This window comes from Tenacibaculum insulae (genome assembly GCF_964512435.1).
In the GTDB taxonomy this organism is placed as follows: Bacteria; Bacteroidota; Bacteroidia; order Flavobacteriales; family Flavobacteriaceae; genus Polaribacter; species Polaribacter insulae_A.
In genome coordinates this window covers 1,512,408-1,536,817 of sequence record NZ_OZ208512.1, presented here as the reverse complement: position 1 = coordinate 1,536,817, position 24,410 = coordinate 1,512,408, and the positions used below count along the sequence as shown (strand labels likewise).

Sequence of the window (24,410 nt, the reverse complement as noted above, 5' to 3'; positions counted from 1 at the left end):
GACTAACATCAAAAGGATTTTCCTGTAAAAAAGAAATGAAAAAAGAGCTACTAATATTATTTTTATTGATTTACAACGTTTTACAAGCACAAATAACTTTAGAAGGTAAAATAGTTGATGAATTTAACAACCCAATGCCATTTGTTAATGTTTACATAAAAAACACTACTAATGGAATGACAACAAGTAACAACGGGAAGTTTTTTTTAACTACAGAAAAAAATAGAGGTGTTCTAGAAATTTCTTTTATTGGTTTTCAAACACAAACAATTAAAGTTAATAAAAAAACCAAATATTTAAACATTACTCTTAAAGAAGGCAGCAATGAATTAGAGGAAGTAATTATTGTTACCAAACCTAAAAAACGTTTAAAGAAAAAAGAAAATCCGGCTTATCGTATTTTAAAAGAAATATGGAAAAGAAAAAGAAAAAACGGACTCGATTTAGTTGATCATTACCAATACAAAAAACACACTAGTACCGAAATAGGTCTTAATAACTTAGATACTCTTTTTTTAAAAAACATCTTTAAAAAAGAATACAACGAAGCTATCAGGCAAATTAAATATGATAGCGACGGAATTAATTATTACATGCCAATTTATTTATCCGAACAGATAGCTAATGTATACGGAGACAATAAGAACAACAATATTAGAGAAGATATAGAAGCCGAAAAAGAAGATGGTCTTGGGGCGCAAGGTTTTGTTTTTAATCGAATGGCAACTACTTTTCGAAACATAGATGTTTTTAAAAACAACATAAACACTTTAGGAAAATCTTTTGTAAGTCCATTATCTACAGATGGATTTGCTACTTACGACTATGTTCTTTATGACAGTATTGTTAAGAATGATAAAAAATTATACAACATTTATTTCTTTCCTATTAGAGATGGTGATTTAGCTTTTCAAGGTAATTTCTGGGTAGTAGACAAATCATTCTCTATTAAAAAAATAAAAATGAAGGTTCATAAAAGCATCAACTTAAATTTTGTTAGAGGTTTAGCTTATGAAAAAGAATTTGAAGTAAGAAACGACAGTATTTACATTTCAACTAAAAATGGATACGAAGGAGATTTCACTTTTATTGATAAAAATGAAAGCAACAAAGGCTTAACAATTAAAAAAACTGTTTTATATAATAAATATATACTAGACAAACCCTTAACCAAAGATTTTTATACTCAAGAAATTGTAAAAATAAGACCCGACCAGTATCAAAAAGAAGACACCTACTGGGAATCTAAAGAAAATAACGAAAATGCCTCTACCTATAAATTAATAAAAGAGGTAAAAGAAAAAAAACAAATTAAAAATCTTACAGGGTTAATAAACACTGTTGCAAGCGGATATATAAGAACAAATTCAAATCTACAATTTGGCTCTTTATGGACTATTTTTGCAAACAATCAAATAGAAGGATTCAGAACCAAATTAGGATTTAGAACTTTTAAAACCAAAGACGACCGATTTCGTGCAAAAGGTTATTTAGCTTATGGTTTTAAAGACAAAGAAATGAAATATGGTATTACAGGTCGCTATCTTTTATCATACAAACCCCGAATAGCTGTTGGTTTAGCATATCAAAAAGACATAGAACAACTAGGAAGCACCTTACTTAACACCACCCAACTTTTAGGTACAAGTTTTGGAACAACTGCTTTATTTTCTAGAGGAGACAACTTCTTTTTATCTAGAACAGAAAAAATAGCCACAAATTTTGATTATCAAATTAAAAACAATTTACATTTAGGTGTAAATTTGTCACATGCAAAAATACAATCTGCATCCTCAAAAGATTTTTCTATAGATTATCTTGATAACGATGGAAACACACAAGCTAAAACCATCGATGTAACATCTGACATTTATCTTTCATTTACCCCTGGAAGACTAATACACGGACTAGGTATTGAAAGACGCTTAGGTGGTAACATTTTCCCTACATTAATCTTAAACTACAGAAAAGGATATAAAGGTTTTTTTAACGGAACACATAGTTATGAAAAATTACAGTTTAAATACAACCAACCTATTCTTTTAGATAAATTTGGAACTTTAGATGCTACTTTAGAAGCTGGAAAAACATTTGGAACGGTGCCTATTTCTTTATTAAGCGTGGTGCCTGCCAATCAATCTTTTTCGTTAGTTAGAAATACATTTACCTTATTAAATTATTACGATTTTGTAACCGATGCATATTTAGCTGGTCATTTCGAACATCATTTTAATGGATTTATTTTAAATAGAATCCCTTTATTAAAAAAACTAAACCTTCGTAGCTTAGTTACTTTTAGAGCCGCGTATGGTACAATTTCTAATGATAATATCGCTATCAACCAATCAAACATTAAATACAATGCACCCAACAAAATGTATTACGAATACAGTGTTGGTTTGGAAAACATAGGTTATGGTAACCTTCGTTTTTTACGTGTTGATGCTGTTTGGAGAAGCAATTATACCCCGCCCGTAGGTTCAATAGTAGCACCTACTCCTAAATTTGCCATTCGAATTGCAATCAGACCTGGCTTGTAATCATTGATTTAATGATAAAATAACATCTCTTTTATCATTAAAAACACTAATAAATTATTACTTTTGCAATCCTATTTTTAGAAACGAAGAAAAGCAAGACGATAAATATGACTGCAAAAGAAAGAAAAACAGTAGATGTTTTAATTGAAATACCAAAAGGAAGTAGAAACAAATATGAATACGATTTTGACTTAGGTAAAATCCGTTTCGACAGAATGTTATTCTCTTCAATGATGTACCCTGGAGACTATGGTTTCATTCCTGAAACGTTAGCTTTAGATGGTGATCCTTTAGATGTATTAGTTTTAGGAGCTGAACCAACTTTTCCTATGTGTGTTATGGAAGTAAAACCAATCGGTGTTTTCCATATGGCTGACGAAAAAGGACCAGACGAAAAATTAATATGTGTACCTACTACAGATCCTATTTGGAATAGCTACAATGATTTATCAGACCTTAACCCACACCGTATAAAAGAAATTACACACTTTTTTCAAGTATATAAAGATTTAGAAAAGAAAAAAGTTGATATAGGTGATTGGGGAGATGCTAACGAAGCTTATGAAATTTTAGATAAGTGTATTGAACGTTACGAAAACAGCGAACACAAAGCAACTAAAAACTTTACTATTTAAACAGTAAAATTTTAATAAAAAATTTAAAACCTCTTAGATAAACCTAAGAGGTTTTTTGTTTAGTTATTGATTTTGTTATATTTACGAACACTTATAACTAACTTAATAACAATAACATGAAACAAAACATAATGTATGTGCCAATATTTTTGGCTGTTTTAGGGCTTATTTTTATGTACATAAAAATGAGCTGGGTAAAAAAACAAGATGCAGGAAATGAGAAAATGCAATCTATTTCTAAAAGCATTAAAGAAGGAGCTCTTGCTTTTTTAGCCGCCGAATACAGATTGCTATTAATTTTTGTAGTAATTGCCTCTTTAGCTTTATTCGGAATTTCACTAATTGTTGAAACTACAAGTATCATGATAGTTCCTGCCTTTATAATAGGAGCTGTTTTTTCTGCCTTAGCAGGAAATATAGGTATGCGAATTGCTACCGATGCCAATGCAAGAACCGCCGAAGCTGCAAAAACAAGCTTACCACAAGCACTAAAAGTATCATTTGGTGGAGGAACCGTTATGGGGCTTGGTGTTGCTGGTTTAGCAGTTTTAGGATTAAGTTTATTCTTCTTATTATTTCTTGGTCAGTTTATTACTGATGGTGGGAATTTTTATAATGAAATGACTGTTGTTTTAGAAGCCTTAGCTGGCTTTTCTTTAGGAGCAGAATCTATAGCCTTATTTGCTCGTGTAGGTGGAGGTATTTATACAAAAGCTGCCGATGTTGGTGCCGATTTAGTAGGTAAAGTAGAGGCTGGAATCCCTGAAGATGACCCTCGTAACCCAGCTACAATTGCGGATAATGTTGGAGATAATGTTGGGGATGTTGCTGGTATGGGAGCTGATTTATTTGGCTCGTATGTTGCAACTGTTTTAGCAGCAATGGTATTGGGTAATTATGTAATTAGAGACATGTCTATCGTTAATAAATTTACTGATGACTTTAATAACATGGGGCCAATTCTTTTACCTTTAGTTATTGCAGGTCTAGGAATTGTTGCTTCTATAATCGGAACTTTTTTAGTCGGTATAAAAGACAATAACGCCAAAGAAAGTCAAGTTCAAAAAGCCTTAGACACAGGTAACTGGGCATCAATCTTAATAACTTTAGCTGCTAGTTTCTTTTTAATTAAATGGATGCTTCCAGAAACCATGCAAATGAGTTTCTTTGGCGAAGGAATTAAAGATGTATCATCAATGAATGTTTTTTGGGCTGCCTGTATCGGATTAGCCGTTGGCGCATTAATTTCAATAGTAACTGCCTACTATACCAGTTTAGGTAAAAAACCTGTTATGGATATTGTTCAAAATAGTGCTACAGGAGCAGGAACTAATATTATTGCTGGATTAGCAGTCGGAATGAAATCAACTTTTTTATCAGTAATTTTATTTGCAGCTGCAATTTATGGCTCTTATTATTTTGCTGGTTTTTATGGTGTTGCTTTAGCCGCTTCTGCAATGATGGCAACTACAGCAATGCAATTAGCTATTGATGCCTTCGGACCTATTGCCGATAACGCAGGTGGCGTTGCAGAAATGAGCGAATTAGAAGATCATGTTCGTGAACGTACTGATATTTTAGATTCTGTTGGTAATACCACTGCTGCCGTTGGTAAAGGTTTTGCAATTGCATCCGCAGCATTAACAGCTTTGGCATTATTTGCTGCTTACGTAACTTTTACTGGAATAGACGGGATTAATATTTTTAAGGCGGATGTTTTAGCAATGTTATTTGTAGGGGGTATGATTCCTGTTATTTTTTCTGCCCTAGCAATGCAATCTGTTGGTAAGGCTGCTATGGAAATGGTGCACGAAGTTCGTCGTCAGTTTAGAGAAATTCCTGGAATTATGGAAGGAACTGGAACTCCAGAATATGCTAAATGTGTTGACATTTCAACAAAAGCAGCTTTAAAAGAAATGATTTTACCAGGTTTAATTACTATTATCACACCTGTTTTAATCGGTTTAATTTTTGGAGCAGAACCTTTAGGTGGTTACATGGCGGGTGTTTGTGTATCTGGTGTTATGTGGGCAATTTTTCAAAACAACGCTGGTGGTGCTTGGGATAATGCAAAGAAATCGTTTGAAGCAGGTGTAGAAATTAATGGCGAAATGACTTACAAAGGTTCTGACGCACACAAAGCAGCAGTAACTGGAGATACAGTTGGAGATCCTTTTAAAGATACCTCTGGGCCGTCAATGAATATTTTAATAAAACTTACTTGTTTAATCGGTTTAGTAATTGCGCCTATTTTAGGAAATCATACTACAAACACGAATAAAAGTGGAGAAAATGTTTGGGTAAGCAAAAATGGAAATAATGTTAAAGTAGAAATTACAAATGCTACATTTACTGATGATGATGGAGAAACTACTATTATTAAAAAACAAATTAAAAAAACAGTAAAGGTTGATATTACTAAAAATGATGACGGCACAGCCAAAGCGACCATAACAACAACAGCTACCGAAAACGGAAAAGAAGTTACCAAAGAAGATGTTTTTGAAGGTACTATGGAAGAAGTTGAAAGTCAAGTTAAAAAATTTCAAAATGACTTAGACAATGTTTCTATTCAACTTAAAAATGATGGAAATAAAATAGTTAAAGAAATAAAAGTTGAAGTAGAAAAAACAAAATAATAACTCAATTATATTTTACACAAACCCGATAGTTATATTCTATCGGGTTTCTTATTTTTGTATTATGTCTAAAAGAATACAACGCAATTTTAAAATAGATAACCCTAAAGAGTTTAAACAAAAACTTTTTAGTTGGGCAAAACAATTTGAAACTGCTATTTGGTTAGATTCTAATAATTACGAGCAAAAATATTCGTCTTTCGATTGTTGTTTAGCTGCTGATGAATTTACCTCAATAAAAACCGATTATCTAAATGCTTTTGATAAATTAAAAGAATATCAATCATACACCAAAGATTATCTTTTTGGTTATATTTCTTATGATGTAAAAAATGATGTTGAAAAATTAAATTCAACCAATTTTGATGGACTTCATTTTCCTGATTTGTATTTTTTTCAACCTCAAAAATTAATTTTTATCAAAGGCGATATTGTCGAATTTCATTATTTACAAATGATTGACGATGAATTAGAGGAAGATTTTGAAGATATTTTAACATCCGCTATAATTCATCAAAAAGAAGAAAAATCAGAAACCGAATTTAACGACATCAAAATAAAATTACGTATTCATAAAGACGAATACCATCAAAAAGTAACCAGTGTTTTAAAACATATTCATAGAGGCGATATTTACGAAGCTAATTTTTGTCAAGAATTTTATGCTGAAAATACAACTATCAATCCGTATAAAATATATTCGCAATTAAACGATATTTCAACACCACCATTTGCCACTTTTTTTAAACACGAAAATTTTTATTTGTTGTCGGCTACGCCAGAAAGATATTTAAAAAAAGAGCATCAAAAAATTATTTCTCAACCTATAAAAGGAACTGCAAAACGCTTTATTAGTAAAGTTGAAGATGCTAAAATTGCATTTGATTTATCGCGCGATGAAAAAGAACGATCAGAAAATATTATGATTGTTGATTTGGTACGCAACGACTTATCAAAAACAGCAAAAAAAGGAAGTGTACAAGTAGAAGAACTTTGTAAAGTTTATCCGTTTAAGCAAGTACATCAAATGATATCAACAGTTGTTTCTGAAATTACACCAAACACACATCCTGTTGATGTTATTAAAGATACATTTCCGATGGGAAGTATGACGGGAGCTCCGAAAGTATCTGCAATGAAAATTATTGAAGAGTTAGAAGAAACCAAACGAGGATTATATTCGGGAACCGTTGGTTATTTTACTCCAAATAACGATTTTGATTTTAATGTAATCATCCGAAGTATTTTATATAATACTGAAAAAAAATACGTTTCTTACTCGGTTGGCGGTGCAATTACTGCAAAATCAACTCCAGAAAAAGAATACGAAGAATGCTTATTAAAAGCAAAAGCAATGAAATATGTTTTACAAAACTCTAAATAGTTTATTTATATTTACTGAATGATGATTATTGAGCAAGAAGAAAAATTTAAACATGTATTTACCCAAATAGAAGGAACGATAAACGAACAAAGTTTTTTTAATAAATTTTTAGATTTATATCCCGAAGCATGGAAACAACATAAAATTACCTTCTCTAAATTTAAAAGAGGTAAGCAATTTGGCAAAACAATTCCGTTACCAAAACCAGAAGTTTCTTTACGTAAAGAGATTAGACAGTGGTTACAAAAACAATAGATTATGACACATCAAGAATTTAATTTTAATTACCATAACACTAATTTTTTCGGACAGTTTTGGCAGCCCGAAACAGTAAAAGCTGTTATTGTAATTGTTCATGGTATGGGAGAACATTCTGGTCGCTACCAACATGTTGCAAAAAAACTAACCGATAATGATTATGGTGTTATTGCTTTTGATCATTTTGGACATGGAAAAACAACAGGTAAAAGAGGTCATAACCCTGGATTTGATACCGTTTTAGAAAGCATTTCTAAATTGATAGAAAAAGCAACCAGTATTTTTGGTAACAAACCTTTGTTTTTATACGGACATTCAATGGGAGGTAATGCTGTAATTAATTATACACTTCGTAAAAACCATCATTTAGCAGGTACAATTGCAACCAGCCCAATGTTAAAATTAGCTTTCGATCCACCAGCATGGAAATTATCATTAGGTAAAATTATGCAAAAAATTGCTCCGTCAATTACCTTAGGAAACGAATTAGATGCAAGTGATGTATCTCGCGACAAAGAAGAAGTTAAAAAATATATTAACGATCCTTTAGTACACGATAAAATTAGTCCGAATTTTTCTTTATCATTTATTGATGCAGGAGAATGGGCAATACAAAATGCAAATTCATTAAAAACACCAATGCTTTTATTACACGGTACTGGCGATAAAATTATTGACTATAAAGGAACCGAAACTTTTGCTAACACTACCGAAAAAGCAAGTTTAAAACTTTACGAAAATGGCTATCACGAATTACAAAACGATTTGTGTAAACAAGAAATGCTACAGGATGTTGTAAACTGGCTAAATAGCCAAGTATAATTGTTTAAAATGCTTCAACAACTAGCAACACATATTAACACAAATTTTTCTTTTCTTAAAGAGAAAAAACTGCTTATTGCTATTTCAGGAGGAATTGACAGTGTTGTTTTAACACATTTATTACAGCAATTAAATTACGACATTTCGTTAGCACATTGTAATTTTCAATTAAGAGATGAAGAAAGTAATTTAGATGAGTTATTTATTAAAAATTTAGGAACTGAATTAAATATTCCCGTTTTTTCTATTCAATTTGAAACTACAAAATATTCGAAAGAAAACAAATTATCAACACAATTAGCTGCAAGAAAATTACGCTACGACTGGTTTAATCAATTAATAGAAGAACATAATTTTGATTATGTTTTAACGGCGCATCATGCTGATGATAATTTAGAAACTTTTTTAATTAACTTAACAAGAGGTACGGGATTAGAAGGTTTAACTGGCATTCCAACTGTAAATAAAAACATTGTAAGACCTTTATTAATTTTTTCAAGAAAAGAAATTGAAGCCTACGCTGTAAAAAATAATATTACTTGGCGAGAAGATGCCAGTAATTCAGAAACAAAATACTTACGAAACAAAATAAGACATCAAATTGTTCCTATTTTAAAAGAATTAAATCCCAATTTTTTAAAAACGCATGCTAAAACCACTGATTTTTTAAAACAATCTCAACAAATTGTTAACGACAAAATACAGCAAGTAGCAAACAACCTTATTATTAAAGAAGGAGATTTAATTAAAATAAACATCCTTAAATTACTAAAATTATCCAATCCAGAAATTTACTTGTATCAACTTTTAAAAGATTACAAGTTTACCGAATGGAAAGATGTTTGCCACTTAATTTACGCACAATCAGGCAAAAAAGTAACAACTAACTCACATACTTTATTAAAAGACAGAGATTTTTTATTACTTTTACCCACAACAAAAATAAAATCAACTGAAAATCAATTGTTTACAGTTAATTTTAATGATTTAAAAATAGTTAACCCTGTTAATTTAGTTTTTAAAAACACAAGTAAAAGCACAATTATTGATACAAATTGTATTTTTGTTGATAAATTTTTGTTAAATTACCCCCTCATCATTAGAAGATGGAAATCTGGCGATTATTTTTATCCGACAGGAATGTCTGGAAAAAAGAAAGTTAGCAAATATTTTAAAGATGAAAAATTATCACTTTTTGATAAAAATAACACTTGGTTACTTTGTTCAAACGATGATAAAATTATTTGGATTATTGGAAAACGACAAGACAGACGTTTTTTGGTTTCTAATAAAACAACGCAGATATTAAAAATAACTAATTAAAAACAACCCCTTATAAACTAACTCGAATGAAAAAATTCTTTACTCTATTTTTGTTATTCATAGGTTTAACGGTTTATTCTCAATCTGATGATAATCCTATTGTTATAACACCTACCGTTGAAAAAATTTCGGATACAGAATACGACTTGATTTTTGATATTGAAATTGCTGAAGACTGGCATTTATACTCACAATACAATCCAGAAGATGCATCTTTACCAATGACAATTTCTCCTGCCGAAGGAGAAGCTGGCTATACAGTTGATGGTAAAGCAAAAGAAAGCGAAACAGAAACTGAATTTAGTGAAATTTGGGGAAAAGATGAAATTTTCTTTGTTGAAGAAGGAAAACTTATTCAACGAATTACTGTTTCTGACCCAAGTTTAACAAAAGTAACATTAAATTTAGATGCTCAAGTTTGTAAAGAGTACTGTTTACCTTTTGATGAAGATTTTACCTTTTCATTAACAGGAGAAAAAGTATCACAAACAGTTGCTGAAGTTGATGTTAAAAGTCAATCTTTATCGCAATCATTAAATTTAAACTTAAAAAATACCGCTTTATTAACTAGTACAGCTGAAAAATCGTCAGATAAAGAAGGAGATACTTTATTAAACATTTTCGTATTAGGTTTTATTGGTGGTTTACTAGCTTTTTTAACTCCTTGTGTTTTTCCAATGGTACCTTTAACTGTATCATTCTTTACTAAACATAGTGAAAAAAGAGGTAAAGGAATTGGAAGTGCGGTTTTATATGGTTTTTTTATCATCTTAATTTACGCATTATTAAGTTTACCATTCCATTATTTAGACACTTTAGATCCTGAGATTTTAAACAGTATTTCTACTAATATGTGGTTAAACATATTTTTCTTTGCTGTTTTAATTTTCTTTGCTGGATCTTTCTTTGGATTTTACGAATTAACCTTACCAAGCTCTTGGAGTAACAAGGCTGATAGTGCTTCTAGTATTGGAGGTATTATAGGAATATTTTTTATGGCTTTAACATTAGCTATTGTTTCTTTTTCTTGTACAGGACCTATTTTAGGTTCGTTACTAGCAGGTTCATTAGGATCTGACGGTGGAGCGATGCAATTATCTGCAGGTATGACCGGATTTGGAGTAGCCTTGGCACTACCTTTTGCTTTATTCGCAATGTTCCCTAGATTATTAAACTCTTTACCAAAATCTGGTGGATGGTTAAATACTGTAAAAGTATTTTTAGGATTCTTAGAATTAGCTTTTGCTTTTAAATTCTTATCAAATGCTGATTTAGTTGGTCACTGGGACATCTTTAAAAGAGAAATATTTATTGGAATATGGACGATTACCTCTTTATTAACAGCTTTATATTTATTTGGATTCATTGGTAAAAAATATGGAAAAATAACTTTCTTTAGAGTTTTACTAGGTCTTGGGTCTTTAGCTTTAGCTGTATATTTAGCACCAGGTGTTATGAAAGAGCCTTTATGGAATCAAAATAGTTTATTAAGTGGATTTGCTCCACCTCAATTTCATAGTATATACAAAAAAGACAATAAGTGTCCGTTAGGATTAAATTGTTATAAAGATTTTGAAGAAGGTATTGCTTATGCAAAATCTGTAAACAAACCTGTTTTATTAGACTTTACAGGATGGGCATGTGTAAACTGTCGTAAAATGGAAGAAAACATTTGGGTACAACCAGAAATATATTCTTTAATTAATGACGACTATGTTTTAATTTCTTTATATGTTGATGATCATGAAAGACAATTACCAAAAGAAGAGCAATTTGATTTTATTAAACCAAATGGTAAAGTAAAAAGAATTAGAACTTATGGTGATAAATGGGCTACTTTACAAGTTGCTAACTTTAAAACTGCATCTCAACCTTTTTATGTATTGATGAGTCCAGATTTAGAATTGTTAAACGCACCTCAACAATATTCTGATCACACAACTTATTACAATTGGTTAAAAACTGGATTAGATAACTTTAATAAAAACTAATCTTTTTATATAATTTTTTAAAAGCCTCTTTATTTTATAAAGAGGCTTTTGTTTTTACAAATTTTATATCACTACAATTAAGTTATCTTTGCAAAAAAATAATCAATGCAATTTTCAGATCTACCTCTTAATCAATCTATTTTAAAACTATTAAGCGAAAAAAGGTATCATAAAGCTACTTTAGTTCAACAAAAAGTAATTCCATTAGCGCTTAGCAAAAAAGATGTAATTGTAGCTTCGCAAACAGGCTCTGGTAAAACTGCAGCTTTTGCATTACCAATTATCAATAGCTTAATAGCAACCTTAGATTCTGAAAAAGAAAAAGAAAAAAAAACAATAAAAGCATTAATTATAAGTCCTACGAGAGAATTAGCGATACAAATTGAAGACAACTTCAACACTTATAGTAAATACACAAACATACAAACTGCTGCCATTTATGGGGGTATTGCAACAAAATCTCAAAAAGAAGTTTTAGAAAAAGGTGTTGATGTATTAATTGCAACTCCAGGGCGTTTTATTGATTTACACAAACAAGGAAGCATTGATTTACGCTACTTAAAAACTTTTGTTTTAGATGAAGCTGATTTAATGTTAGACATGGGATTTATTCAAGATGTAAAGAAGATTGAAGAACTATGTCCACGTAAAAAGCAAACCTTACTATTTTCTGCAACAATGCCAGAAAAAGTAAGTGATTTAGCAAAATCAATGTTACAAAATCCTGAAACGGTTAACATTATTCCTACTGAAAATACAGTAAATAAAATTGGTCAACTCCTATATTACACTCCCAAAAAACATAAAGTAGATTTATGTTTACACTTGCTACGCAATACAATTCAAGGACGAATTATTATTTTTAGACGTACGAAATACGGAGTTGATAAATTAGAACAAACACTTATAAAAAACGGATACAAAGTTACCAGTGTCCACGGAGACAAAACACAGGCTTTGCGTAATCAAGCAATTGAAGATTTTAAAAGTAACAACGTAAATATATTAATTGCAACCGATGTTGCTGCTCGTGGTATTGATATTCATAAAATCGATGCGGTTATTAATGTAGATATACCCAATGTACCCGAAACTTATGTACATAGAATTGGTAGAACTGGTAGAGCAGGAAAATCTGGAATTGCATTTTCGTTATGTGGAGCAGACGAAACTAGCTATATAAAAGCAATTCAGGAGTTTTTAAAGAGACCTATAAAAATTATAGAAGATCACCCTTTTCTTTTAGTAAAACCAAAGCATAAAAAACAACCCAATACTATTAGTAAGAATAAAAAAGGACGTAAATCTGAAGCTTCTAAAAAGAAGAAAAAACGCTGGTATTAAAAATAAAACTCTCAAAACCTCTTCAAATCTACCGAAGGGGTTTTTTAAATTTTTAACTAAAATAAGTTGAAGCTATTACCCGCTTTACGCACTCGCTCTCTGCGAGGAGCTCAAACAAATACTGCAATCGGGGCTAAGCTTACTTGCAAAGTTTTTGCAAATCGATAAACACAGCCCACAAACCTTTTAAGCAATAAAAACCCTTCTAAGAACAGTACATTTTGCTAAATCAAATATTAATCGTAATATTGCAATATAACAATTAAAGAATGGGAATTACAAAATCAGAAAAATTTACAGCACAACAAAATGACCTTGCTAAAATTGCAAAAGTATTAGGGCATCCTGCTCGTATTGCTATTTTACAACATTTATTTAAAATTAATTCGTGTGTGTGTGGAGATTTGGTAAACGAAATTGGGTTAGCACAACCTACAATCTCTCAGCATTTAAAAGAGTTAAAAAATTTAAAATTGATAAAAGGCAGTATTGAAGGAACAAGTGTTTGTTACTGTATAGATCAAGAAAACTGGACAATCATAAAATCATTATTAAATAACTTTTTAAACCTTAACAGTGAATCAAATAATTGCTGTTAAAAAAATTTACAAATATTAATCGCAATATTACAATTAAAATAAAAAGACATGAAATTATCAGAAATTAAAAAACACTTAGCATCCTTAAAAACAATTGCTTTTCAATTACCAAATGGTAGTTTAGTTCCAAATCATTTTCACGTAACGGAAGTAGGTAAAATAACCAAAAATTTTATTGATTGTGGCGGAACAATAAGAAATGAAGAAGTCGTTAATTTTCAATTATGGGAAGCTGATGATTATGATCATAGGTTACATCCAGAGAAATTAGTCCACATAATTGAGTTATCAGAAAAAGCATTAAATATTCCTGATTTAGATATTGAAGTAGAATATCAAGGTGCCACCATTGGTAAATACGGATTAGATTTTGACGGAACTAATTTCTTATTAACAAGTAAACAAACAGATTGTTTAGCGAAGGATAATTGTGGCATTCCGCAAGAAAAACCTAAAGTAAAATTATCAGAAATACAGCAACAAACAACTTGCACTCCAAACTCAGGATGCTGTTAAACAATAAAAATGTACGATCAACTAAGTAAAAACATCTTAAAACTACCAGAAGTTTCTAAAGAAAGAAGAGAAATATTAACGCCTTTAATACAATATATTGAAGATAAAATAGCAGGCAATAAACCTATTAATCTTAATTTTATTTGCACTCATAATTCAAGAAGAAGTCATTTAGCCCAAATTTGGGCACAAACAATGGCTTACAAATTTAAGATTAAGAATTTTTATAGTTATTCTGGAGGTACAGAAATCACACGTATAAATACTACAATCATTAAAACTTTAATTGATTTTGGTTTTAAAGTGCAAGAATTATCAGAAAATAACAATCCTATTTATGCTATAAAATACAATGATAATGAATTACCTGTAATTGGTTTTTCTAAGAAATATGACAGCGAATTTAATCCTGTTTCAGAGTTTGGAGCAATCATGACATGCTCACAGGCTGATGGTGGTTGTCCTTTTATAAATGGAGCAGAAAAGCGTTTTTCGGTAACTTTTAATGATCCTAAAGCATACGATAATACGCCTTTAGAAAAAGAAAAATACGCTGATGCTTGTTTATTAATTGCTTCAGAAATGAACTACGTATTTTCATCTATAAAAAAATAAACTTTTTTTTAAAAAGCAAAAAGGCATTTGAATATAAATCAAATGCCTTTTTTACCTAATAAATTAGGTAACATTAATTTTTAAATTTCATCCCTAAGTGCACTACTTTTTTTGTTTCAAAGAATTCTTCTTCAAAAAAATCTGGTAAATTATAAATTGTAGCAGAAGTATATTTTTCTAATTCTTCCGATAAATCGCCTCCTTTTAAATACAAAATCCCATTTTTTAAATCGTGATTTTGTTTTTTAGAGATCTTCCCTTTAGTCCATCCAACAAAAGTTTCCATTTGTGCTACTGCCCTACTTACAATAAAATCATAGGTATCTTTTACCTCTTCAACACGACCATTTGTTGTTTTTACATTTAGCAAACCTAAACCTTCGGCAACTTCATTTACTACTTTTATTTTTTTTCCGATAGAATCTACCAAATGAAATTGAGTTTGAGGAAATAAAATAGCTAACGGAATTCCAGGAAAACCACCTCCAGTACCAACATCCATCACTTTAGCGCCTGGTTTAAATTGCATTACCTTTGCAATTCCTAACGAATGTAATACGTGACGTAAGTACAATTCATCAATATCTTTACGAGAAACTACATTGATTTTTAAGTTCCAATCTTCATATAAATCTTGTAGTTTAGAAAATTGAGCTAACTGTGTATCTGTTAAATTGGTAAAGTATTTTTTTATAAGTTCCATCGAATATATTTTTCACTGCAAAAATAAAAAACTAATTGATAATAGTTATTTATCTAACAAAAGATATATTTCTTGTTAAAAAGTTAATTTATGCAATAGCCATCAATTAAAAACGTTTATTTTTGTTACCAATAATTTCGGAATTAATGAAGACGATAAATTTTTCAAGAACAAATAACGCAAAGTTCTTTAGAACTTTAAATAAGCGAGTTAACACTTATTTTAAAGATAATAATATTAAACGTACCGGTAACTGGAAACTATATTCAAAAGCTCTAATTATGTTTGCCGCTTTTTTAGTTCCTTTTGTTTTAATATTAACTGTTAGCATGCCACAATGGGCAATGGCACTACTTGTTATTATTACAGGAATTGGTATGGCAGGTGTTGGTATGAATGTTATGCATGATGCAAACCACGAATCTTTTTCGAGCAAAGGTTGGCTAAATAAATTAATGGGAAGTAGTATTTACATTTTAGCTGGTAATGTATATAATTGGAAAGTACAACATAATGTTTTGCACCATACTTTTACAAACATAAAAGGGCATGATGAAGATATTGATGCAGGTAGAATTATCCGTTTTTCAAAACACTCTAGTTGGTTACCAATACATAAATTTCAAAAATTTTATTCGATTTTTCTTTACGGATTACTAACTATTAACTGGGCAATAACTACCGATTTTAAACAAATGAGTAGTTACTTAAAACGAAAATTATCGTATGGTAAATTTCCAAATCCGAAGGTTGAATGGACCAAGTTGGTAATTTCTAAAATTATCTATTATTCTTTATGGATTGTATTACCGTTACTTGTTTTAAACATTGCTTGGTGGAAAGTTTTAATCGGTTTTTTTATTATGCATTATACAGCTGGTATGATTTTAAGTGTTGTTTTTCAATTAGCACACGTTGTACCTAATACCGAAATGCCTTTACCAGATAAAGATGGTAACTTAGAGCACACTTGGGCGGTTCATCAACTATATACAACATCTAATTTTGCACCAAAAAATTGGTTAGTTAATTTTTATACTGGAGGACTAAATCACCAAGTAGAACATCATATTTTTCCTCATATTTCACATATCCATTACAATAAACTAGCAAAAATTGTACGTGAAACAGCTGAGGAATTTAATTTGCCTTATAACGAATACAAAACAATGACAAAAGCTCTTATCGAGCATTTTAAACAATTAAGTTATTTAGGTAAAGAACCACAATTAGCGTAAACAACAACACACAACCAAATAATAAAATGTCAAACGTATTATCAAACAGAATTAACAGTTTACCTGTATCGCAAACTTTAGCAATGGCTGCTAAAGCAAGAGAATTAAAAGCAGCTGGTAAAGATATTATCAGCTTAAGTTTAGGAGAACCAGATTTTAACACTCCTGATTTTATTAAAGATGCAGCAATTGAAGCAATTAACCAAGATTATAACTCGTACACTCCTGTTGATGGATATGTAGAATTAAAAGAGGCTATTTGCGAAAAATTTAAGCGCGATAATAACTTAACTTACGATCCGAATCAGATTGTGGTATCAACAGGAGCAAAACAATCTATTGCAAACATTGCTCAGGTATTATTAAACCCTGGTGACGAAGTTTTATTACCAGCTCCGTATTGGGTAAGTTATTCAGCAATTGCTACACTATGTGAAGCTAAGTTTGTTGAAATCCCTTCTTCTATCGATAGTGATTTTAAAATTACTCCGGCACAATTAGAAGCAGCAATTACCCCAAAAACAAAAATGATTTTCTTTAACTCACCAAACAACCCAAGCGGTAGTATTTATAGTGAGGCAGAGTATAGAGCATTGGCAAAAGTATTAGAAAATCATCCGCAGATATTTATTTTATCTGATGAGATTTACGAACATATTAATTATGGTGCAAAAGCATTTAGTTTTGCTGCTATCGAAAACATGTATGACCGTACAATTACCGTAAACGGATTAGCAAAAGCATTTGCAATGACAGGTTGGAGAATCGGTTTTATCGGTGCTCCACAATGGATAGCCAAGGCTTGTACTAAAATGCAGGGTCAAATTACATCTGGAACAAATTGTATTGCACAACGAGCTGCAATTACTGCTGTTTTAGCAGCACCAAGTAAAGTACAATATATGGTTGATGAATTTAAAACTCGTAGAGATATGGTTTTAAATTTATTAGGTGAAATAGACGGATTTAAACTAAACGTACCTGAAGGTGCTTTTTATGTTTTTCCTGATATATCAGCTTTTTTCGGTAAAACTTTTAAAGGGAAAGAAATTAATAACGCAAGCGATTTTTCTATGTTATTATTAGAAGAAGCCAATGTAGCTACAGTTACAGGCGAAGCTTTTGGTGCACCAGACTGTATACGTATGTCGTACGCAGCATCAGAGTTACAATTGCGTGAAGCTATTAAAAGAATTAAAGAAGTATTAAGTTAATCTTTAATTAAACAATTTTTATATAAAAAAGGGATGGTAATTTAAAATTACTATCCTTTTTTATTTCTTTTCATATATTTTCACAAAAAACGATAACCAAAGTTTTATTTAAATTTATAATGAATGTACTACTTGCTATTATCAATATTCTTTTAAGTCCATTTTCATTTTTACTGTTTTTAACTTTCTCTTTTGGTAAAGAAACATCTTTTTACATCAAAACAACCACCAACGTTACAAAACTAAAATTAGTGCCCTATTTATGTTTTTCGTTTACCTATTTAGCAATGCTACTTTTGCTAATTTATCTTTGTAATTTTTATATTGATTTTAATCTTTGGGAAATGTTCATTCCTAAAAACATCGTTATTTCAATTATAACTTGGGGAATAACAATCATTACGTTGCGTACTTATTTAAAAGGGATGGAAGGTAATATTATGGGATTTATATTTTTTCCGTTACTGGCACTTTCAATGCTCACACTTTTTATATGCAGTTTTTTAGATATACTGTCTTATCATCATCTTTTAATCGCCAAACTTCCAATATTAAAAATTGATTTTTGGATTCGATTAATACTACATTTATTTTTTCCTTTTTACCTATTAATTTTTCTTAACACAACTAAAAACACTAGCGAAAACAATCATTGGATTGCTACAATATTTAGCAGTTTAATATTACAATTAATATTTTTTGGTGGTAATTGGATTGCTGTTTATCTGTTTGGAGGTTCATTAACCTTTTCACTTTTTTTTGGAGAACAACAAACCATTCTTTACTATTTACCAATAATAGGAAGTATTTTATACCTTATCGTTTACTTTGTTACTAAAATAATCTCAGTTAAAAAAAGAGAACACTACAAACTAAAAACCATTACTTATTACGTAGTGTTTATAAATTGCGGATTAATATTTTTAGAAATTATAAATTACCTTAATTTAATAATTCCCTTTTTTTAGCGCGTTTTATTTTTAAAAAAGAAGTGCAACTAGTGCAATAGCAAATAAAGAAATTTTTAAAATAGTTGCAGTTTCACTATATAATTTAGTGTTCCTTTTTTTTAATCGATTTTTAATTCTAAATAACGATGCTGGTTTAATTGCATAAAGATTTTGTTTAATATCTTCTTTATATGCTGATGTTAAAATCCCTCTATCTAAAACTAAATTATTTACTGTAAGTTTCATGTTCTCTGTGTTTTATTGATTATAATAGTTCGACGACGACTAAAAAAAAATGTTACAGCATCTTTTAACTATAACATTTAAATCATCAGCAATAAAAAACCGAATTCCTTACTAAAATCAATAAAAAGAACTCATAAAAAGAGATAAATCTGATTATAAAATTTAACTTTTTTTAACTAAAAATCGCAACTTAAAAAGGAACTTTTAGTAATTTTTTTCGCTTCTTTTTCTTTGCTTTTTTTAAATACAATACTTTTTTATCATAATCAATAAAAGCTTTTCCGCTTTCTAAAACATCAGCTCCAATAATCCCATCCACTTTTTCGGCATCGTGTTGGGTTAAGGCGGTATTTACGTGCATTAAATCAAACAATACCAAATTACATTGGTTTGTTTTCCACTTCCCTATTTTTAACGAATTATTTTCCGATTTACGTGTTTCCATATCGGTTGCTCCAGCACCCGCAGCTTTCACTTCGCTTTCTTCGGATATTAATTTAAAATGCTCAATTAAATCTAATCCCACACATGAATTAGATGCACCAGTATCTAAAATAAACGAACCCTTTACACCGTTAATTACCGCTTTTAACTCTAAGTGATTGGTTACTATTTTTTTCAGTTTTATTTTTATGTACTTCTTTTTCTTTAATACTTTTTTCAAACTTGCCATTTCTCGTACTTTTGTCCTGTAAATATACAGCAATAAATGATTACCGACACACACACACATTTATATTCAGAGCAGTTTGATGAAGATAGAAACAACATGATACAGCGTGCAAAAAAAGCAGGAGTTTCTCGTTTTTTTATTCCAGCAATAGACAGTTCTTACACAGAACGCATGTTAGATTTAGAAAAAAATTATCCGAATGATGTGTTTTTAATGATGGGCTTACATCCAACATCTGTAAAAGAAAATTACAAAGAAGAATTGGCACATGTAAAAGAGTGGATTGATAAACGTACTTTTTATGCTATCGGCGAAATAGGAATCGATTTATACTGGGATAAAACTTTTTTACCGCAACAACAAGAAGTTTTTAAAACTCAAATTCAATGGGCTAAAGAAAAAAAGTTACCCATCGTAATTCACTGTCGAGAGGCTTTTGATGAAATTTTTGAAGTTTTAGAAAGCGAAAAAGGAGATGATTTATTCGGAATTTTTCATTGTTTTACAGGAACATTAGAGCAAGCTAAAAAAGCAATTTCTTACAACATGAAACTTGGTATTGGTGGTGTTGCAACATTTAAAAATGGTAAAATTGATAAATTCTTAAATCAAATAGACCTAAAACATATTGTTTTAGAGACCGATTCGCCTTATTTAGCGCCAACACCATATCGAGGAAAACGAAACGAAACTTCATACATCACAAATGTAATTGATAAATTAGTAGATATTTATGGAATTTCTTTTGATGAAATTTCTAAAATTACTACACAAAACTCTAAAGCTGTTTTTAAAGTGTAAAATGAAAGAGATTGACAAAATTGCTTTAATTAAAATTGTAAACGGAAAAATATTAAGCACAAAATCTAAAGGGAAACACAAGTTTTATATCCCAGGTGGAAAAAGAGAGAAAAATGAAACCGATCAAGAAACTTTAATTAGAGAGATTAAAGAGGAACTAAATGTAAATATTATACCTGATTCAATTATTTATTTCGGTACATTTATAGCACAATCTGACGGTGATAAAACGGGGGTTCTTGTAAAAATGACTTGTTATAAAGCTGAATATTTGGGCAACCCAGAACCAACTAGCGAAATAGAAGAAATAAAATGGTTGCATTTTAATGATTCAGATATTATTTCGGAAGTTGATAAAAAAATATTTAAGGTTTTAAAAGAAAATAACGAACTAATCTAATTGATATTCTGAAAACAGAAACCACATATTATAAAACTCCCATTGGTACTGCTAAAATTGTAGGCGATGAAAGCGGAATTCAATCGGTTACTGTTTTAGATGATGATTTCTCTACTACTACCGAAACAATTGACATTAAAAGTATTCCCGCCTGTTTACAAAACTGCGTTACACAATTAGAAGAGTATTTTAATGGAAATAGAAAAAAATTTGATTTAAAATTAAACCCGAAAGGAACCCAATTTCAACAATCAGTTTGGAATGAATTATTAAACATACCTTTTGCAAAAAGCAGCACTTACTTAGAGCAAACAAAACAAATTGGTGATCCGAAAGCAATTAGAGCAGTTGCCTCTGCAAACGGTAAAAACCCAATTTGGATAATAATTCCGTGTCATCGAGTTATTGGTTCTGATGGCTCTTTAACAGGATATGCTGGTGGAATATGGCGAAAAAAATGGTTATTAGAGCACGAAAGTGGTTGCAAACAACAAACACTATTTTAATCGTAATGAAACCTACATTTTGCAATTAATATTGCATCCTCTTTATATTGATAAATCAATCTATGTTCACTATCAATCCTTCTTGACCAAAATCCTGCGTATTTATGTTTTAAAGCTTCAGGTTTCCCTACTCCATCAAAAGGATTTCTTGCTATATCTTTTAAAAGTTCATTTATCTTTTTAAGCTTTTTCTTATCCGTTTTTTGCCAGTATAAATAATCTTCCCAAGACTCATCAACAAATATATACTTCATTTTAGTTGTCGATTAAATCTTTAATTATTGTTTCTCCTTTTTTTAATTTTTTAATTGCTGAATCTAGTCTCTCTTCATTTTTTCTAGAAGACAATTCATAATTTGTTGCCATTAACGAATTATATTCTTGCAGTGACATCACAACAATTCCTGCGTCTTTACCTCTATTAATAATTAAAGTTTCAAAGTTTTTAACTACTTTATCTAGATATGACTTAATATCTTTTCTAAAATCCGAAACTGTAGTAACCTGCATAATAATGTATTTAAATTTGTACAAATTTACGTACAAATACTTGTTTTTACACAATTTATGGCATCAATAAAATTATAATTTAATTCAAATTACGTTTTTCAACAAAAAACTTCTTTAATAAAAATCCGCATTCTTCTTCCAAAACACCTGAAATTACTTTTGTTTTAGGATGCAATTTTGTTTGTAATACACTAAAACCTAATTTAGGTTCACTGGCTCCGTATACAATTTTACCAATTTGAGTCCAATAACTCGCTCCTGCACACATTTGGCAAGGCTCTAACGTAACATATAACGTACAATCTTTTAAATATTTTCCACCAATAAAATCAGCTGCAGCAGTAAAGGCTTGCATCTCTGCATGAGCAGTTACATCGTTTAACAACTCCGTTAAATTATGTGCTCTTGCAATTATTTTATCTTTAAAAACAATTATTGCACCAACAGGAACTTCACCTTTATCAAAAGCTATTTTAGCCTCTTGCAAAGCTTTTTTCATAAAATAAGTATCGTTAAACGGATTTATTTCCATCGTATTAAAGGTGTTTCTAACAAAAGTACCTCAAATTAGTTATTTTTACCAAAAATTACGATTTGATTTCTATTACTACTTCTGAAAATAAAAAAATTTACTTTGCTTCTGATCAGCATTTAGGCGCGCCAACAGCTGAAGCTAGTTTTCCTAGAGAACAAAAATTTGTTCGCTGGTTAAATGAAGCTAAAGAAAATGCCGAAGCCATTTTTTTATTAGGTGATTTGTTTGATTTTTGGTTTGAATACAAAACCGTAGTACCCAAAGGGTTTGTACGTGTTTTAGGAAAATTAGCCGAAATTAAAGATAGCGGAATTCCGATTTATTTTTTTGTTGGAAATCATGATTTATGGATGCATGATTATTTTAAAAAAGAGTTAAACATTCCTGTTTTTCATACACCTCAAGAATTTAAAATTGATAATAAACTATTTTTAATTGGCCATGGTGATGGTTTAGGACCACACGACAAAGGTTATAAAAGAATGAAAAAAGTGTTTACATTTCCTTTATTTAAATGGTTATTTAAATGGTTACACCCAGATTTAGGTGTAAAACTAGGACAATACATGTCTGTTAAAAATAAAATGATTTCTGGCGATGAAGATTTTAAATTTTTAGGAGACGATAACGAATGGCTAGTTCAATATTGTAAACGTAAATTAGAAACCAAACACTACGATTATTTTTTATTCGGACATCGTCACCTTCCTTTAGAGATTAAATTAAACGAAAATAGCGAGTATATAAACACAGGCGATTGGGTAAATTATTTTACCTATGCTGTTTTTGAAAACAACAAACTATCTTTAAAAAAATACAATTCATAAAAAAACTCTTAAAAGAGTTCATTTTTTTCATCTTTAACCATACTTTAACAACAGTTATTTTCTTATTATTGTAGCTTTGTTTCATAAAATATAAAAAAATATTTCAATTACTTATGGATGTAGATGTAAGAGCTATAAATGAAAAGATAGAAAGAGAAAGTGCTTTTGTTGATTTATTAACAAACGAAATGAATAAAGTTATCGTTGGTCAAAAATATATGATCGAACGATTACTTATCGGACTTCTTGGTAACGGACATATTTTATTAGAAGGTGTACCTGGACTAGCAAAAACCCTTGCCATAAACACATTAGCCAAAGCAGTACAAGGTAGTTTTAGCCGTGTGCAATTTACGCCAGATTTATTACCTGCCGATATTGTTGGTACCATGATTTACAACATGAAAGAAAATGATTTCATGATTAAAAAAGGACCAATTTTTGCAAACTTTGTGTTAGCCGATGAAATTAACCGTGCGCCTGCCAAAGTACAATCTGCTTTACTAGAAGCAATGCAAGAACGTCAAATTACTATTGGTGATGAAACTTTTAAGCTACAAGAACCTTTTTTAGTAATGGCAACTCAAAACCCTGTTGAGCAAGAAGGAACTTATCCTTTGCCAGAAGCACAAGTAGATCGTTTTATGTTAAAAACGGTTATTGATTATCCGAAGTTAGAAGATGAGCAAATAATTATGCGTGCAAATCTTAACGGAAGTTTTGGTAAAGTAAATCCGGTAATCTCTGTTGAACAAATTTTAAAAGCTCGTGAAGCTGTTAACGAAGTTTATATGGATGAGAAAATTGAAAAATATATTCTTGACATCATATTTGCAACTCGTTATCCTGAGAAATATAATTTAGAAAAATTACAACCTCTAATTAATTTTGGTGCCTCTCCTCGTGGAAGTATCAATTTAGCAAAAGCTGCAAAATGTTATGCTTTTATTAAACGAAGAGGTTATGTAATACCTGAAGATGTTCGTGCAGTTGTAAACGATGTTTTACGTCACAGAATCGGGATTACTTATGAAGCTGAAGCTGAAAATATCACATCTTTAGATATTATCAACTCAATTATTAACGAAGTACAAGTACCGTAAATCAATTATCAAAAAACAAGTATCAGTATAAAAACTGA

General features: G+C 30.2%; 26 protein-coding genes. 20 read left to right on the top strand and 6 right to left on the bottom strand.

Annotation, left to right across the window (positions count from 1 at the left end; genetic code table 11):
• Positions 1-35: 35 nt before the first annotated feature.
• The 12 genes from ACN5J5_RS07135 (at position 36) to ACN5J5_RS07080 (ending at position 14,666) form a co-directional block, all read left to right on the top strand.
• Entirely contained in the window at positions 36-2,540 is a 2,505-nt protein-coding gene (locus tag ACN5J5_RS07135; protein ID WP_418644242.1) for a DUF5686 family protein, read from the top strand.
• 107 nt (positions 2,541-2,647) lie between these two features.
• Positions 2,648-3,175 carry an inorganic diphosphatase gene (locus ACN5J5_RS07130; protein ID WP_418644241.1) on the top strand — a complete coding sequence of 176 codons (528 nt, stop codon included), beginning with the start codon at positions 2,648-2,650 and terminating at the stop codon, positions 3,173-3,175.
• Positions 3,176-3,291: 116 nt separating this feature from the next.
• Entirely contained in the window at positions 3,292-5,814 is a 2,523-nt protein-coding gene (locus ACN5J5_RS07125) for a sodium-translocating pyrophosphatase (protein WP_418644240.1), read from the top strand.
• A gap of 64 nt (positions 5,815-5,878) precedes the next feature.
• Positions 5,879-7,198, top strand: coding sequence for an anthranilate synthase component I family protein (locus ACN5J5_RS07120; protein ID WP_418644239.1), 1,320 nt, complete (start codon positions 5,879-5,881; stop codon positions 7,196-7,198).
• 18 nt (positions 7,199-7,216) lie between these two features.
• On the top strand, positions 7,217-7,453 hold the full coding sequence (locus tag ACN5J5_RS07115) for a hypothetical protein (protein ID WP_418644238.1): 237 nt from the start codon (positions 7,217-7,219) through the stop codon (positions 7,451-7,453).
• Between the two features lie 3 nt (positions 7,454-7,456).
• Positions 7,457-8,278, top strand: coding sequence for a lysophospholipase (locus ACN5J5_RS07110; RefSeq protein ID WP_418644237.1), 822 nt, complete (start codon positions 7,457-7,459; stop codon positions 8,276-8,278).
• A gap of 9 nt (positions 8,279-8,287) precedes the next feature.
• A complete protein-coding gene (tilS, locus tag ACN5J5_RS07105) occupies positions 8,288-9,601 on the top strand; it encodes a tRNA lysidine(34) synthetase TilS (RefSeq protein WP_418644236.1) in 1,314 nt (437 codons plus the stop codon).
• 26 nt (positions 9,602-9,627) lie between these two features.
• Complete coding sequence (locus ACN5J5_RS07100) at positions 9,628-11,592, top strand: cytochrome c biogenesis protein CcdA (protein ID WP_418644235.1); 1,965 nt, start codon at positions 9,628-9,630, stop codon at positions 11,590-11,592.
• 105 nt (positions 11,593-11,697) lie between these two features.
• Positions 11,698-12,936, top strand: coding sequence for a DEAD/DEAH box helicase (locus ACN5J5_RS07095; protein ID WP_418644234.1), 1,239 nt, complete (start codon positions 11,698-11,700; stop codon positions 12,934-12,936).
• Between the two features lie 269 nt (positions 12,937-13,205).
• On the top strand, positions 13,206-13,535 hold the full coding sequence (locus ACN5J5_RS07090; protein ID WP_418644233.1) for an ArsR/SmtB family transcription factor: 330 nt from the start codon (positions 13,206-13,208) through the stop codon (positions 13,533-13,535).
• A gap of 48 nt (positions 13,536-13,583) precedes the next feature.
• Positions 13,584-14,051 (top strand): DUF6428 family protein, encoded by a 468-nt coding sequence (locus ACN5J5_RS07085; RefSeq protein ID WP_418644232.1) that lies wholly within the window; start codon positions 13,584-13,586, stop codon positions 14,049-14,051.
• Positions 14,052-14,060: 9 nt separating this feature from the next.
• Positions 14,061-14,666 carry a protein-tyrosine-phosphatase gene (locus ACN5J5_RS07080; RefSeq protein ID WP_418644231.1) on the top strand — a complete coding sequence of 202 codons (606 nt, stop codon included), beginning with the start codon at positions 14,061-14,063 and terminating at the stop codon, positions 14,664-14,666.
• A 73-nt stretch (positions 14,667-14,739) separates the two neighbouring features.
• Here ACN5J5_RS07080 and rsmG read toward each other — a convergent pair whose 3' ends face one another.
• Complete coding sequence (gene rsmG / locus ACN5J5_RS07075) at positions 14,740-15,369, bottom strand: 16S rRNA (guanine(527)-N(7))-methyltransferase RsmG (RefSeq protein ID WP_418644230.1); 630 nt, start codon at positions 15,367-15,369, stop codon at positions 14,740-14,742.
• 146 nt (positions 15,370-15,515) lie between these two features.
• Between rsmG and ACN5J5_RS07070 the strand changes: the two genes are divergently transcribed.
• The 3 genes from ACN5J5_RS07070 (at position 15,516) to ACN5J5_RS07060 (ending at position 18,789) form a co-directional block, all read left to right on the top strand.
• A complete protein-coding gene (locus ACN5J5_RS07070) occupies positions 15,516-16,607 on the top strand; it encodes a fatty acid desaturase family protein (RefSeq protein WP_418646536.1) in 1,092 nt (363 codons plus the stop codon).
• Positions 16,608-16,633: 26 nt separating this feature from the next.
• Positions 16,634-17,821, top strand: coding sequence for a pyridoxal phosphate-dependent aminotransferase (locus ACN5J5_RS07065; RefSeq protein ID WP_418644229.1), 1,188 nt, complete (start codon positions 16,634-16,636; stop codon positions 17,819-17,821).
• A 119-nt stretch (positions 17,822-17,940) separates the two neighbouring features.
• Complete coding sequence (locus ACN5J5_RS07060; RefSeq protein ID WP_418644228.1) at positions 17,941-18,789, top strand: hypothetical protein; 849 nt, start codon at positions 17,941-17,943, stop codon at positions 18,787-18,789.
• Between the two features lie 12 nt (positions 18,790-18,801).
• Here ACN5J5_RS07060 and ACN5J5_RS07055 read toward each other — a convergent pair whose 3' ends face one another.
• Together ACN5J5_RS07055 and ACN5J5_RS07050 are read right to left on the bottom strand one after the other, a co-directional pair.
• A complete protein-coding gene (locus tag ACN5J5_RS07055; RefSeq protein ID WP_418644227.1) occupies positions 18,802-19,017 on the bottom strand; it encodes a hypothetical protein in 216 nt (71 codons plus the stop codon).
• A gap of 190 nt (positions 19,018-19,207) precedes the next feature.
• Positions 19,208-19,690, bottom strand: a complete 483-nt coding sequence (locus ACN5J5_RS07050; protein WP_418644226.1) for a retropepsin-like aspartic protease — start codon at positions 19,688-19,690, stop codon at positions 19,208-19,210.
• A gap of 36 nt (positions 19,691-19,726) precedes the next feature.
• Here ACN5J5_RS07050 and ACN5J5_RS07045 point away from each other — a divergent pair, with 36 nt between their 5' ends.
• From ACN5J5_RS07045 to ACN5J5_RS07035, 3 genes are read left to right on the top strand one after another with little or no spacing between them, the layout of a single operon-like run.
• A complete protein-coding gene (locus ACN5J5_RS07045) occupies positions 19,727-20,491 on the top strand; it encodes a TatD family hydrolase (protein ID WP_418644225.1) in 765 nt (254 codons plus the stop codon).
• Position 20,492: 1 nt separating this feature from the next.
• Positions 20,493-20,891 (top strand): NUDIX hydrolase, encoded by a 399-nt coding sequence (locus ACN5J5_RS07040; RefSeq protein ID WP_418644224.1) that lies wholly within the window; start codon positions 20,493-20,495, stop codon positions 20,889-20,891.
• A gap of 8 nt (positions 20,892-20,899) precedes the next feature.
• The gene (locus ACN5J5_RS07035) at positions 20,900-21,397 is read left to right on the top strand and encodes a methylated-DNA--[protein]-cysteine S-methyltransferase (RefSeq protein ID WP_418646535.1); all 498 of its coding nucleotides are present in this window, start codon (positions 20,900-20,902) and stop codon (positions 21,395-21,397) included.
• Here the strand turns inward: ACN5J5_RS07035 and ACN5J5_RS07030 are convergent.
• The 3 genes from ACN5J5_RS07030 to ACN5J5_RS07020 all read right to left on the bottom strand — a co-directional run bounded on the left by ACN5J5_RS07030 (position 21,394) and on the right by ACN5J5_RS07020 (position 22,439).
• Complete coding sequence (locus ACN5J5_RS07030; RefSeq protein WP_418644223.1) at positions 21,394-21,651, bottom strand: Txe/YoeB family addiction module toxin; 258 nt, start codon at positions 21,649-21,651, stop codon at positions 21,394-21,396. The genes ACN5J5_RS07035 and ACN5J5_RS07030 overlap by 4 nt on opposite strands.
• Before the next feature lies 1 nt (position 21,652).
• Positions 21,653-21,907 carry a type II toxin-antitoxin system Phd/YefM family antitoxin gene (locus ACN5J5_RS07025; RefSeq protein ID WP_418644222.1) on the bottom strand — a complete coding sequence of 85 codons (255 nt, stop codon included), beginning with the start codon at positions 21,905-21,907 and terminating at the stop codon, positions 21,653-21,655.
• 79 nt (positions 21,908-21,986) lie between these two features.
• On the bottom strand, positions 21,987-22,439 hold the full coding sequence (locus tag ACN5J5_RS07020; protein ID WP_418644221.1) for a nucleoside deaminase: 453 nt from the start codon (positions 22,437-22,439) through the stop codon (positions 21,987-21,989).
• Between the two features lie 62 nt (positions 22,440-22,501).
• On the opposite strand from ACN5J5_RS07020, the gene ACN5J5_RS07015 reads away from it, so the two are divergent.
• Complete coding sequence (locus tag ACN5J5_RS07015) at positions 22,502-23,269, top strand: UDP-2,3-diacylglucosamine diphosphatase (RefSeq protein ID WP_418644220.1); 768 nt, start codon at positions 22,502-22,504, stop codon at positions 23,267-23,269.
• A gap of 113 nt (positions 23,270-23,382) precedes the next feature.
• Positions 23,383-24,372, top strand: a complete 990-nt coding sequence (locus ACN5J5_RS07010) for an AAA family ATPase (RefSeq protein ID WP_418644219.1) — start codon at positions 23,383-23,385, stop codon at positions 24,370-24,372.
• Positions 24,373-24,410 lie beyond the last annotated feature (38 nt).